General features: G+C 67.5%; 12 protein-coding genes and 1 pseudogene. 10 read left to right on the top strand and 3 right to left on the bottom strand.

What is annotated here, in order from left to right; genetic code table 11:
• The first annotated feature begins 25 nt into the window (after positions 1 to 25).
• The 5 genes from A5711_RS20320 (at position 26) to A5711_RS26490 (ending at position 7,431) form a co-directional block, all read left to right on the top strand.
• Positions 26 to 1,153, top strand: coding sequence for a Xaa-Pro peptidase family protein (locus A5711_RS20320; RefSeq protein WP_067949672.1), 1,128 nt, complete (start codon positions 26 to 28; stop codon positions 1,151 to 1,153).
• Positions 1,154 to 1,188: 35 nt separating this feature from the next.
• Positions 1,189 to 3,444, top strand: coding sequence for an alpha/beta hydrolase-fold protein (locus A5711_RS20315; protein WP_067949670.1), 2,256 nt, complete (start codon positions 1,189 to 1,191; stop codon positions 3,442 to 3,444).
• Positions 3,445 to 3,533: 89 nt separating this feature from the next.
• The gene (locus tag A5711_RS27335; RefSeq protein ID WP_197520837.1) at positions 3,534 to 6,464 is read left to right on the top strand and encodes a hypothetical protein; all 2,931 of its coding nucleotides are present in this window, start codon (positions 3,534 to 3,536) and stop codon (positions 6,462 to 6,464) included.
• An 11-nt stretch (positions 6,465 to 6,475) separates the two neighbouring features.
• Positions 6,476 to 6,739: a hypothetical protein gene (locus A5711_RS26495; protein WP_082975787.1), complete on the top strand. Its 264-nt coding sequence runs from the start codon at positions 6,476 to 6,478 to the stop codon at positions 6,737 to 6,739.
• A gap of 155 nt (positions 6,740 to 6,894) precedes the next feature.
• Complete coding sequence (locus A5711_RS26490; RefSeq protein WP_082975786.1) at positions 6,895 to 7,431, top strand: TNT antitoxin family protein; 537 nt, start codon at positions 6,895 to 6,897, stop codon at positions 7,429 to 7,431.
• Between the two features lie 32 nt (positions 7,432 to 7,463).
• Here the strand turns inward: A5711_RS26490 and A5711_RS20305 are convergent, their stop codons facing one another.
• Positions 7,464 to 7,877 (bottom strand): F420-dependent biliverdin reductase, encoded by a 414-nt coding sequence (locus tag A5711_RS20305; protein ID WP_067949668.1) that lies wholly within the window; start codon positions 7,875 to 7,877, stop codon positions 7,464 to 7,466.
• A gap of 35 nt (positions 7,878 to 7,912) precedes the next feature.
• Between A5711_RS20305 and A5711_RS20300 the strand changes: the two genes are divergently transcribed.
• The 4 genes from A5711_RS20300 to A5711_RS20285 are packed head-to-tail and all read left to right on the top strand — an operon-like array spanning position 7,913 to position 11,361.
• Positions 7,913 to 8,662: an SDR family NAD(P)-dependent oxidoreductase gene (locus A5711_RS20300; protein WP_067949667.1), complete on the top strand. Its 750-nt coding sequence runs from the start codon at positions 7,913 to 7,915 to the stop codon at positions 8,660 to 8,662.
• A gap of 49 nt (positions 8,663 to 8,711) precedes the next feature.
• The gene (locus A5711_RS20295) at positions 8,712 to 9,884 is read left to right on the top strand and encodes a bifunctional cobalt-precorrin-7 (C(5))-methyltransferase/cobalt-precorrin-6B (C(15))-methyltransferase (RefSeq protein ID WP_067949666.1); all 1,173 of its coding nucleotides are present in this window, start codon (positions 8,712 to 8,714) and stop codon (positions 9,882 to 9,884) included.
• Positions 9,881 to 10,636, top strand: coding sequence for a precorrin-4 C(11)-methyltransferase (gene cobM / locus A5711_RS20290; RefSeq protein WP_067949702.1), 756 nt, complete (start codon positions 9,881 to 9,883; stop codon positions 10,634 to 10,636). The genes A5711_RS20295 and cobM overlap by 4 nt, the downstream gene beginning before the upstream one ends.
• Entirely contained in the window at positions 10,633 to 11,361 is a 729-nt protein-coding gene (locus A5711_RS20285) for a cobalt-precorrin-6A reductase (RefSeq protein ID WP_156673202.1), read from the top strand. The genes cobM and A5711_RS20285 overlap by 4 nt, the downstream gene beginning before the upstream one ends.
• Here the strand turns inward: A5711_RS20285 and sigC are convergent.
• Together sigC and A5711_RS27755 are read right to left on the bottom strand one after the other, a co-directional pair.
• Complete coding sequence (gene sigC / locus A5711_RS27760) at positions 11,358 to 11,915, bottom strand: RNA polymerase sigma factor SigC (RefSeq protein WP_231972004.1); 558 nt, start codon at positions 11,913 to 11,915, stop codon at positions 11,358 to 11,360. The genes A5711_RS20285 and sigC overlap by 4 nt on opposite strands.
• Positions 11,916 to 12,095: 180 nt before the next feature.
• Positions 12,096 to 12,713: pseudogene (locus tag A5711_RS27755) on the bottom strand (DUF2275 domain-containing protein); the annotation flags it as partial.
• 151 nt (positions 12,714 to 12,864) lie between these two features.
• Between A5711_RS27755 and A5711_RS20275 the strand changes: the two are divergent.
• A partial coding sequence (locus A5711_RS20275; protein ID WP_156673201.1) for a PPE family protein occupies positions 12,865 to 13,185 on the top strand: 321 nt, incomplete at its 3' end.

Genomic DNA, 13,185 nt, shown 5'->3' with positions numbered 1-13,185 from the left:
AAGCCAACCGGTTAGCCTGGCTGCCATGGAATCTCATCGGTTCGGCGCCGGGGTGTATGCCAGCCGGCTGGCGGCGGCGGCCGCCGCGACCGCTGACGCGGGCTTGTCCGGGCTGGTGATCACCCCCGGCTACGACCTGCGCTACCTCGTCGGGTCGCGGGCCCAGACGCTCGAGCGGTTCACCGCGCTGGTTGTTCCGGCGTCCGGCGACCCGACGGTGGTCGTCCCGCGGCTCGAGCTGGCCTCGCTCAAGGGGTCGGCCATCGCGGAATTGGGTCTCGCGGTGCGGGATTGGGTCGACGGGGACGACCCTTACCAACTGGTCGGCGCGGCGTTCGGCGGCGGTCCGGCGGCGACCGCCGTCACCGATTCGATGCCGGCCCTGCATCTGCTGCCGCTGGCCGATGTGCTCGGGGTGCTGCCGGTCCTTGCCACCGACGTGATGCGCACGCTGCGGATGGTCAAGGAGGAGGGCGAAATAGACGCGCTCCGCAAAGCAGGCGCGGCCATCGATCGCGTGCATGCCCGGGTGCCGGAGTTCTTGGTCCCCGGCCGCACCGAGGCCGACGTGGCCGCCGACATCGCGGAAGCGATTGTCGCCGAAGGGCATTCGGAGGTGTCGTTCATCATCGTCGGCTCCGGGCCGCACAGTGCCGACCCGCACCACGGCTACTCGGACCGCGAACTGCAAGTCGGTGACATCGTCGTCGTCGACATCGGCGGGGCCTACGAGCCCGGCTATCACTCGGACTCGACCCGCACCTACAGCATCGGTGAGCCGAATTCCGAAGTGGCACAGCACTATTCGGTGCTGCAGCGCGCCCAACGCGCGGCCGTCGAGGCGGTCCGTCCCGGCGTGACGGCCGCGCAGGTCGACGCGGCCGCCCGGGATGTGCTGGCCGACGCCGGGCTGGCGGAGTATTTCGTGCACCGCACCGGCCACGGCATCGGCCTCTCGGTGCATGAGGAGCCCTACATCGTCGCGGGCAACGACCTGCCGCTGGCCGCGGGCATGGCCTTCTCCATCGAGCCGGGCATCTATTTTCCGGGCCGATGGGGCGCGCGTATCGAAGACATCGTCGTCGTGACCGACGACGGCGGCCTGGCCGTCAACAATCGGCCCCACGAACTGATCGTGGTGCCTGCGGCTTAGCGTCCGGACCTCTCCGGCGCGTACGTTTGGGCTTGATGTCACTTCTGGATTTGACTCTCCTTCCGCTTCGCATCGCACGCCACATCGCCGACACGCTGGTGCATCCCGCGGCGACGGCACCCACGCCACCGGCTGAGCTCGTCGTGGCCGGCGGGATGCCCGAGGGTGTGCCGCCGGCGGCCCTGCGCCCGGAGCCGCAACTTCCGGCGCCGTCGGGATGGCCGTTCGGCGAGGACTTTCCACGGACTTGTGGCACCGGCCGCGTTGCCGGCGGTGCCCTCTTTTGGACGGACTTCCTGTACGACGACCACGGCGCGACCGGCCTGCCGATCGGCGACCTGAAGGTGCAGGCGCCGCCGCGCGGCACCTACGTCTATCCCGCCGGGCCCGCGGCCCGCAACGGCGCCGACATCTTCCGTGTCGGAATCGGGCTCACCGCGACCGATACGTGGTGGCGGATCGACTGGAACACGCTGCTGGACGCGTCCGTCCCCATCGCGCTGTTCACCTTCGATACCGGCCCCGCCAGGACCGCGCCGGAGCAGTGGCCCGCCGGGGCCGGTCTGCGCTCGGCCGGGATCGACATGGCCCTGCTCGTTTCGGGCTCTGGCGCCGCGCTGATCGACCTGACCAACAAGTCCACGACGCCGGTACCGCACAGCGTCGACATGGGATCGCGGACGTTTCTCGCGCAGGTGCCGCGGACCTTGCTGGAGCCGGCCGGCAACTGGACGGTGCGGTTGGCGGCGGGCCTGACCAACGCCGCCGGTGACGGGTTCGCCGACGTGCCCGCCGAGCATGGCGCGCTGCCCGGGCAACCCAACGTCTACAACGTCGCGTTCCGCACCAACGAGCAGGAGCCGCCGCACCTGAACTTCTGGTCGGATTCCGCCCAGGCCGAGGCCTTGACCCACGGCGACGTGTCGAAGTTCGTCGTGACCGTGGCGTGGGATCGGCTGGCGGCGGGCGAGACCGATGCCGAGCCGGTGATCACCGGCCCGTCGACCCGGTGGTACGTGTCCTCGGTCGAGTTGGGCCAGGGTCTTGCCGCCGACGACATCTTGAGCACCAAGCCGCAGTTCCTCGGTCGGGTCCAGCCGTATTCGGTGTGCCTGCCGTCGACTTTCAAGCCGGGCCGCACGCTGCCGTTGACCCTGCTGCTGCATTCGCTCGCCCTCGGGCAGAGCCAATTCGCCGCCATCGACCCCCGCTTGCTGCACCAAGTGTGCGAGGGTCGCGACTCGGTGGTGGTCACACCGCTCGCCCGAGGCCCGTCGACGTGGTACTTCGATACCGGAGAACTCGACGTCTGGGAAGTGTGGGCGCGCGTCGCCGAACAACTGGGCACCGATCCCAATCGCACCGTGATATCGGGCTACTCGATGGGTGGCTATGCGGCGTACAAGTTGGGATTGACTTATCCGCAAGTGTTTTCGCAGGCGGTCGTGCTGGCCGGTCCGCCGGCGTGCGGGGTGCGGCTGCTTCCCGACGTCGACATCCCGGCCGACCTCGACCCGGACTCGCCGTGTGCCCGCGAGGGCGATACCTGGAAGCTGCTGGTGAACGCGCGCTGGCTGCCCTATGTCATCGCGCACGGGCTGGTCGACGAGTTGGTGCCGTTCCCGTCGGCCGCCGAGCAGGTGCTCGAACTCGACCGGCTGGGCTATCGGCACCGCTTCACCGTGTATCCGCTCGAGGATCACATCGCCTGGGTGTTGCAGGACAAGTTCGAAGACCCGATCGCCCACATGGAAACCGGCTTACGGCAAGCGGATCCGGGACACATCACGTACGCGTGGCATCCGCAATTGGCGCGCGACGACCTGGGTATCGGGCCGCATCGGGTGTGGTGGCTGTCCGACCTGACCGCGGACCCGGGGGTGACGGCGCGGCGCGGGGCCATCGCCGAAGTCGATGCGCGTTCGTACGCGCGCCCGGACCCGACGCACACCGTTCGGCATCATCGCGGGTTCATCCTGAACTTCGACCCGACCCCGGGCGTGTACAGCGAACTGGACTGGCGGGCAGGCCCGTCGGTCGGTCCGCTGCCGTATCTCACGCTGCGGCTCACCGGCGTTGCCAGGATCACGGTGGATGTCCAGCGTGCCGGACTGGCCGCTCTTCAGGCATCGACGATCACGGTGGCCACCGATACCGCCGCGCGGATCACGCTGAGTGGGCTGCCTGACGGGTCCAGCGTCCAAGTCGACGGTCAGCCGGCCGGGCGAACCGTGGCGGTGGCGGTGGGACGGCACCGCATCACGTTGGCCGCACAGGCTGTTGACGAATGAGTTGTGGCTCCGTTGTGAGCGCGGCTAGCTTGGCAAAGCCATCATTGGGTGAATAGCGCCTGCGTGCGGTCTCGACGAGAATTTCGCGCGTGGCTCCGTTGTCCGTCGACCCAGAGGCCTTGTACGCCGCGGGTAGCGCGGTGGCAGCCGCTGGCGACTCTCTGGCGGCCAACCTGTCGATCTTGACGGCCGGCTTTTCGGCCCACACCGGTGTTGACCGAGCCGGCGAGGTGTTCGGCTTGACGTATCAGGAGAAGGCCGAGTCGGTGCTGAAGGCGGCCGCTGCCGCCGTCAACGCCTGCCGGAAAAGCGGGGCTGTCATACAGCAAGGCGCGTCGAACTACTCCCACGTCGATGCGGCGTCGACGCTGGGCGGCGGACGCAGTGCTTTGACGCAACCGTCCCCGCCGGCCGAGCTTGCCGCGCCCGGGCCGCCTGGGACGTGGGGGCCCGGCCAGCCGCCTCCACCGCTGTGGGCGCTCGTGCAATCGTTTGTCCTCGAGGCATGGCCCGACGGCGACGTGGCGGGTCTGCGCGCGGCTGCATCTCGTTGGCGAGCCTTCGGTGCGGCAGCTACCGGTGTGAAGGGGACTCTCAACGCGTCCAAGATGCTGTTCGACGGCCAACACATTCCTGAAGGCGAGAAGATCGACCACGCGTTGACCGAAATCGGCTCGTCGACAGCGACTATCGGCGACCTGTGCGACGCATTGGCCCGCACCATCGGCACGTTCGCGAATAAGGTCGACCACGCCCAAACCGCGATCCGGGATCTGTTGCATCGCATCGAGTCCCTGGGCGACCTCGGTCACGATGTGATGCTCATCATCGACGGCGACGCCTGGGATGAGATCAAACAGATCGTCAAGGACATCAATGCCGTGCTCCAGCATCTTGGCCAGGAAGCCAGGGCCTGCGAGGACGAGATCAAGTTCGTCATGCAAGAGGCCGATCGCGCGGTCACCACGTGCGAGAAGTACGCGCGCCGCGGGCTCGTCCAATTCCTCGGGGACGACGTCGGTAACCCCGTCGCGACCATAGCCGACACCTGGATCAATGCCCAGGAGGGCGTCCTCAAAGGTGTGGTCGGCATGGGGCTGGGCCTCGTCGACCTGAGCCCGCATTGGATCGCCGCAGATCCACAGGGTGCGGCCACCACCTGGACGGGCTTGGTGAAAAACGCCTGGAAAGAAAGCTTGATCAATGCCGCGGTCAATCCCCACGAATTCGCGGAAGCGCGGCTGCAGGAGTTGAAAGGCCTTGTGCATGCGAAGGATTGGAGTAGGGACCGTCCGGGGTTGGGCGCCGGGGAAGTCGCGTTCGACGGCCTCACGCTGATAGCCCCGGGCCTCGGTGAGGCAGGTGCGGCGGCCGACGGCGCGGGCGCCGCTGCACGTGGTGCAGGGGAAGAGGCGGAGGCGGCGGGTGGCGCTGCTGGGCGTGCCGGTGGGGCAGGCGCAGCGGGAGCGCGCGGCGCGCTGACTGACATCACCAAGGCCGGCGGCGACGTGACCAAGAACCTCGAAGGCGTTGCGGGTGATCTGCCGGAAATCAAACCGCCCACTGGCGGTACGCCAGTGGGGCTGCCAGACGGTAAGCCGCTTGGTGCACCCGTGGAGGCGACGCCACGCCCGCCCGACGCTGCACCTGGTGCGCACGAAGGACCAACTGCCGCGCCCGAGCCAACGCACCCGGACGGTCCGGGACCGGGGACTGGTCCGCACGAGCCGGTGTCTGCGCCGGCCGCACCACCAGGCCCGGGTGATGCCCACGAACCGCCCCTCGAGCCGGAGGCCGCTCCGGCGCCAGCGTCAGCGCCTCCGGGCGGCAATTCTCACGATCCGTTCTTCGCGCCGGGGGAGTCTGCGCCGACTCCGGCGGCGGGTGCGGGTGGCCCGCATGATCCGTTACCGGTGCCAGCTGAGGCCCCGTCTCCTGCGTCAGCGCCTGCAGGCGGTGGCCTGCACGAACCGGGCTCGACTCCTCCGGTAAGTCCCCATGACCCGCTGCCTGCGCCGCACAGTCCTCCCCGTGAGCCGCTTTCCGTGCCCGCGGGTGATGGGCGCGAACCCATTCCGGCTACCGCACCTGGGTCTGCTCCGCCGGCCATAGCCACCGAGCGTGTGCCGTCGAGCCTTCAACTCGCGCACGCGGGTGCCCCGGTCGAGCCCGCGCCGGTCGGTGTGAGCCCGCCAAGACCAGCACCGGCGACTTCTGCTGCGCCTATGACTCCTGCGCCGACGGCTTCTGCGCCGCATTTCACCGCCCCGGCCGGCAGCCCCGCCGAGGTGCCCCCGCCGGGTCGCGCATGGCGCAGTCCCGGCGACGGCGGCCCGCCAGACAGACAGCCCCCTGGCGGAGAACCGCGCGGGCCCGGTGACGGCGCGCCTCGCGGCGAGGGCTCACACGGAAGCTCGCCGGATGGTGGGGATCCCGGCGAGGGCAAGTCGGACAGTCATCGCCATGATCCAACATCGCACGACAGTCCGCCGCATGGAGATGAAAAGGAGCGCCATGCCAACGGAGACGACGATCCAGGGGGACTGAGTGCGGAAAAACGAGATGAAATCCTTGCTATCCCGAAGGGTGATCGCCCTGACCCGTCTGAGTACTTGTCACCCGATTACATTCATAACCATTTAGAGAAATTCAGTGATGGGGCCACGCGATTTATGCCAAAAAGCAACCTAGAGAAATATGGCATTGCTCAACGCGACGGAACATCCTTCGTGATGCCCAACTATGAAGCTGACAAAATATTGGAAGCAGCGAAAGGCAACCCCCGAGTACTGGAGAATGAGCTTGGACTACCCGAGGGGTTCCTTGAGTCAAACAATTTTGTCAGGATCGACATCGCAGACCCGGAGAAGTTCAACTTGCGAATTCCCTCGGGCAACGAGGCCGGCGTCAATGAGCAATGGATACCTGGGGGAATGCTCCCGGATGGGGCCTCCGAGGCGGTTGTAGACGGCGGAAAAATACAGTCGGAGGACTATACTGTGACAGATATCGTGAATTAGAGGGAGATTAAATGAGGTTCGATGATACTTATTTCTCGCGCGAGGACAGGTATTCAATTGGCGTTGAATCGGTGTCGGGTCGCTACTACGCCTCGATTCCGGTAAGCAACGGTATAGTAGATTACGAGGAGTATTATGAGCTTACGCCCGATCAATATCGTAATTTTCTGCAGCATCGCGAAGCTGCGATCGAGTTCATAGAAGCATGCCGTAAGCGAGAGCACGATGATCTTCTTTTGCAGAAGCCTGGCAGGAACCGAGGCACACCTGTCTAGGCGAGTAAAACATCTCGGGTACCGAGTATGACCCGCCCAGGAAAGGCAGTTAGAAAGACATACATGCGGCGGGACGGCCAACCGCTTCCGTCCGCCAGCGAAGGCAGGCCGATGACGATTGAAGAGCTGGCTGATCCTGAGATCGGTGTGTTGAAATGACCGACTGCATTGAAATTTCAACACGCCTGGAGCAGTGGGCCGGGCGAGTCGGATACACCCTCACGCCCGGCAATCGGACGGACGACGGGCGGGCCGTATTGTGGGCCGCCGTAGGCGAAATCCGCCTCTTCATAGGAAAAAACGACGACGGCTGGTTTGTTGTTACCGACTCGGACCGAATGGGAGCCGAGCATTTTATCTTGGCCGCTCCATCCATGGCGATAATCGAGAAGTATCTCTTTGGAAGGTTCTGTTTGCGCATCCGTAATGCCAAAGGGTTGCCCCGAGTGAGTGTGCCGACCCGGGACAATGGATTGCCCTCGTCTTACAGTATTGAACTTCGCGATTTCGAAGGTGTTCAGCGCTTTGCCCTGATTGCTTCCGATGGCTCAACGGTAGCTATTAGCAGCGCTGACAGGGTAACTGCAAACGCGGAACTCAGAAGACTTGCGCTGTATGTTCCGGCGACTGTTGAACAAATTGAAGCGTCGGCAGTCGACCCGGACGGCAAACCGCTCTTTGAGCGGAAATAGCTAGATGTCGCGCAGGATTGACGCGTACGCCGTTACGTCTCGCCCCGGTCCAGCAATCCCGAAGACCCCAGCACTCGCTCCACCCGCACCTCGATGACCACCCGCCGCGGGTTGGGACGCGGGGTGCGATAGCGCTGGGCGTACCGCAGCTCGGCATCGCGGACGGCATCGCCGTCGCTGTTCACCGTGGACCGGCCCTCCAACGACAGCCACCGCGCGCCATCCACCTGACTGAGCACCGCCACCCCGCCGCGGTCGGCGTTCACCGCCTTCTGCGAGCCGCCAGTGGTGATGACCCGCGCGATGTGCGTCTTGGGGTCGAAGGTGAAACCCACCGCCACCACATGGGGCGAATTGTCGGCTCGCAGCGTGGTCAGCATGGCCAGATGCCGTTCGGACAGAAACGCCAGCGCATCGTCGGTGAGCCGGGTAGTGGTATTCGCCATCACCGCCCACGCTAGCGCAGGCAATAATCGCAGCCGTGGACGACACGGGCGCAGGACCAGTACTAATCCTGGGCGGACGCAGCGAGATCGGCATCGAGCTCGCGCGCCTCCTAGCGGCCGGGGCGCCGGTGGTGCTGGCGGCACGCAGAGCCGATCAACTCGACGAGCAGATCGCTGCGCTCAAAGCAGCCGGCGCGACGGCGGTGCACACCGTGGAGTTTGACGCCGACGACCTGGCGTCGCACGGTCCGCTGGTCGACGCGCTCGTCGCCGAACACGGCCCCATCGCCACGGCCGTGCTGGCGTTCGGGATCCTCGGCGACCAGGCCCGCGCCGAGACCGACGCCGCGCACGCGGTGGCCATCGTGCACACCGATTACGTCGCCCAGGTCAGCATGCTCACCCTCATGGCCACCGCGATGCGCACGGCCGGGCGGGGCCGACTCGTGGTGTTCTCCTCGATCGCCGGCGCGCGTGTGCGTCGCGCCAACTACGTCTACGGCTCGGCAAAGGCCGGCCTGGACGGCTTCGCCAGCGGCCTGGCCGACGCTCTGCACGGCACGGGCGTTCGGCTGCTGATCGCTCGCCCAGGGTTCGTGATCGGGCGCATGACGGAGGGGATGACGCCCGCCCCGCTGTCCAGTACCCCCGCGCAGGTGGCCAAGGCCACCGCGCGTGCGCTGGCGAAGGGCCGCCGCACCGTGTGGATCCCTTGGGCGCTGGGGCCCGCCGCTGCCGTGATGCGGCTGCTACCGCAGTTCATCTGGCGCAGGATGCCGCGATGATCCGCGCCGGTGACGATGCAGAGCGAAGCGATGCGGAGGAGCGGCGCTCATGATCATCGTGGTCGGCATCGGAGCCGACGGAATTGCGGGCCTCGCGGAAACGTCGCGTCGTGAATTACGAAGGGCGACGGTGATTTACGGGTCGAAACGACAACTCGACCTGCTCGACGACACCATCGCCGCGCCGCGCCGGCAGTGGCCGTCCCCGATGCTGCCCGCCCTGCAGGCCCTGCGAGACCGCCACGCCGAAGACGTCCACGTGGTGGCCAGCGGCGACCCCCTCCTGCACGGCATCGGGGGCACGCTGATGCGGCTCTACGGCACCGAACAAGTCCGGGTGTTGCCGCACGTGTCGTCGGTGACGCTGGCGTGCGCGCGGATGGGCTGGAACCTCCACGACACGGAGGTGGTCAGTCTGGTCACCGCGCCGCCGCACACCGCGGTCCGCCGCGGCGGCCAGGCCATCGTGCTGTCGAAGAGCGCAGCCACGCCGAGCGAACTCGCCGCGCTGCTCGAAGCGCATGGGCGCGGTGACTCCGAGTTCACCGTCCTGGAAAACCTCGGCGGCCCAACCGAACACCGTCGTGACGGCACCGCACGTCATTGGGCAGACAGCGCACCGTCGAACGTCGACGACCTCAACGTCATCGCCATCCGGTACCTGCCCGACGAACGCCTCTCGCCCCTGCCCGACGACGCATTCCTCCACGACGGGCAGATCACCAAGCACGGCATCCGCGCGGTGACGCTCGCGGCGCTGGCCCCACGCCCGGGCGAGCGGCTCTGGGACGTCGGGGCGGGCTCGGGCAGCATCGGCGTCGAGTGGTGTTTGAGCTGGAGCGGTTGCAGCGCCGTCGCATTCGAACGTGACGAACAACGCTGCCGGAACATCGGTTACAACGCAGCGGCTTTCGGCGTCAACATCGATGTCCGTGGCCACGCCCCGGAGGCATTCGACGGGCTCGAGCCGCCGGCGGCCATCTTCATCGGCGGCGGCCTCACCCAACCCGGCCTGCTCGACGCGTGCCTCGACCACTTGCCCACCGGCGGTCGCCTCGTCGTCAATGCGGTTACCGCGGAATCCGAAGCGGCTGTGGTGCAATCATATTCGCGCCTGGGAGGTCACCTGCGACGCTTCCAGCACTATCGGGGCGAACCGCTCGGGGGCTTCACCGGATGGCGCCCGCAGATGCCGGTCACCCAGTGGACGGTGACGACATGACCGTGTATTTCATCGGTGCGGGTCCGGGCGCGGCGGACCTGATCACCGTCCGCGGCCAGCGGCTCCTCGAGCGATGCCCGGTGTGCCTGTATGCGGGTTCGATCATGCCCGACGACCTGTTGGCCCTGTGCCCACCCGGGGCGAAAGTCATTGACACCGGCCCGCTGACGCTGGAGCAGATCATCACCGAACTGCGCGACGCCGACGTCGGCGGCCACGACGTGGCCCGGCTGCATTCCGGTGACCCGTCGCTCTACAGCGCGCTGGCCGAGCAATGCCGCCGGCTCGACGCGCTGGGCATCGACTACGAAATCGTTCCCGGCGTGCCATCTTTCGCCGCGGCGGCGGCCGCGCTCAAACGCGAGCTCACTGTTCCCGGCGTTGCGCAGACCGTAACCTTGAGCCGGGTCGCCACCCTGTCGACGGCCATGCCGCCCGGTGAAGACTTGACCGTGCTCGCCCGATCCGGCGCCACGCTGGTCCTGCACCTGGCCGCAGCCCAGATCGACGCGATCGTCCCGCAGCTCATCGAAGGCGGCTACCGACCCGAAACGCCTGCTGCCGTCGTCGCTTTCGCCAGCTGGCCGCAAGAGGTGGTGCTGCGCGGCACGCTCGCTGACATCGCCGAGCGGATGCACCGGGACAACATCACCAAGACCGCCGTGATCGTCGTCGGCGACGTGCTGGCCGCCGAGGGATTCGCCGACAGCTATCTGTATTCGACCGGGCGATCGCGGGGGAGTAGGCATTGATGCGGGTGCTGCTGCTCGGCGGCACGGCCGAAGGTCGTGCGCTGGCGAAGGCACTGCACCCACGCGTCGACATCGTCAGCTCCCTGGCCGGCCGGGTGCCCGACCCCGCGCTGCCGGTCGGCCCGGTCCGCATCGGCGGATTCGGCGGCGTCGACGGGCTCCGGCGCTGGCTGCTTGACGAACGCATCGACGCCGTCATCGACGCGACCCACCCGTTCGCGGCGACGATCACAGCACACGCCGCCGAAGTCTGCGCTGATTTGCGGATCCCGCATCTGGTCCTGGCCCGCCCGGCGTGGGACCCCGGCGACGCGACGGTTGTCGAGTCGGATATCGAGGCGGCAAAAACCGTTGCGCAGCAAGCATACTCGCGCGTTTTTCTCACTACGGGACGCTCGGGGGCGCGGGCGTTCGCGGGCAGCGACGCATGGTTTCTGATCCGCGCGGTCACCGAGCCCGACCCCGCGTCGCTGCCGCGCCGCCACCGATTGGTGCTGTCCCGTGGCCCGTATCGCTACGACGGCGAGCTCGCGCTGTTGCGGGAACACCGCATCGACGCCGTGGTCACGAAGAACAGCGGCGGGCAGATGACGCGGGCGAAGCTGGATGCCGCTGCGGCAGTGGGCATTCCGGTGGTGATGGTGGCGCGACCGGTGCTGCCGGCCGGGGTGGCGGCGGTCGGCACCGTCGAACAGGCCGCCGACTGGGTAGCGGCTTTGGGCTAACCAGTCAGGTCGTCGCGCTCGGCGTCGGCGGCCAGCAGCGCGTCACGGGCGCGCGCGACGCGGGACCGAATGGTGCCCACCGGGCACCCGCACACCGCGGCGGCGTCGGCGTAGGGCAGCCCGAGCAATTGGGTGAGCAACAAGGCTTCCCGTTGCTCGGGGGTGAGGCTCGCGATCATTGTCGTGACCTCGACCAGGTCTTCGAAACCACGGGCGTGGCGGTCACCGCGCAGAACGTGTTCCGGGTCGGCCCCGAGGGCGGCGCGCGGTCGCGACTGCACGTGACGGATGTGGTCCGCCACGACGCGGCGCGCAATGGAAAGCAGCCAGGTTCGGGCACTTGACCGTCCGGAGAACCGTTCGATGGCGCCGATCGCGCGCAGGAACGTTTCCTGGGTGAGGTCGTCGGCGCTGCCCGCGTCCGACAGGTAGGTGACAAACCGCCATACATCTTGCTGGGTGGCTTTGATGAAACTCTCTAGCGCCCGATCATTCCCACGCGCGGCGGCCAACGCGAGCTCGGTAACGGCCTCGTCATCGCTGGGCGCGATCATGGCGAACCACCTTTGTTTCGCGGGCTGACTGAGTCTACGACGGCCTGTCGTAGGCGCGGCGGCGGGGTCGAGGGCGGCCCGGTTGATCGGCCAGAGGTGACCACGTCGCCGGGCAACCGGGGAGTCGGCGGGCCATCCGGCGTCGTCCGACGTGTCGGAGACGCCGGCTCTGTCCGATCGGACCCGTTCCCGCGCCACCAGCAGCGCGAACGCGAGGCCCAACAGCAAGGGCATGTGGCTGGCGATCCGCGTTGCCGTGACGTCGCCCGCGAAGGCGTCGACGACGACGTATCCCAACAGCGCGACCGAATAGACGCCCGTAATCGCCGCCACCCCAATTGCGGTGACGGGCCAGACGCCCGCGGCGACCATCGCCAGGCCCAGGGCCAGCAACCAGGCGGTGGACTCGTGCATCAGGTGCTCACCGGACATCGCGCCGTGCATGTGGCTCGACACCATCCCGAAATCGATGCCGCTGATCTGGGCGGCGGCGATCGCGACCTGGAATAGACCGACGGCGATCAGGCCCCACCGCCGGTAGTGCGAACGCAGCCAACGCATCCGACGCTGGTGTCCCGACGACTCCTCGCCGATGCTGGCCATGATCTTCGCGACCAGGTCGGGCCCGTCGGCCGGCTCGACCGTGGCCAGCCGGCGAGTCTGAGCCGCGGCGCCGATGAGCCAGGAGCGGCAACGCCGGCACGACTCGAGATGGGCGTCGACCTGCTGCGCGAGCACCTGGGGACGTTCGCCGTCCAGTCGAGCCGAAAGCGCCTCACGCGCCGCGTCACACCGCATCCCTGCATCGTTGCGCATGCCCGGTCCGCGCGCAAAGACCAGGGAAATCAAACGGCGGGAACTAAACCTTCCGGCAAACCGACCACTGAACGTCAACAGCCCCGACATTCACCGAAGAGGTATTCGTGTTCGTGCCCGAAGGCCACCGACGATGACCGCCCCGATCTGGATCGCATTCCCGCCTGAGGTGCACTCGACCTTGCTCAGCAGCGGCCCCGGACCGGGGCCACTGCTCGCCGCGGCCGCGACGTGGTCGGAGATGGGCACTCAATACGCCGAGGCGGCAGACGAACTCACCGGCCTGCTGGGGGCCGTGCAGGGCGGAGCATGGGAGGGCCCCAGCGCCGAACAGTACGTCGCGGCCCACGCTCCGTACCTGGGCTGGCTGCTTGAAAGCTCCGCCAAGAGCACCACCGCGGCCGCGCTGCACGAGACGGCGGCCGGCGCTTACACCGCGGCACTGGCCGCTATG

Origin of the sequence: Mycobacterium sp. E2238, assembly GCF_001672665.1 — a bacterium.
Lineage (GTDB): Bacteria > Actinomycetota > Actinomycetes > Mycobacteriales > Mycobacteriaceae > Mycobacterium.
The sequence above is the reverse complement of the archived record's forward strand: the minus strand, read 5'-3'. Positions and strand labels throughout refer to the sequence as shown.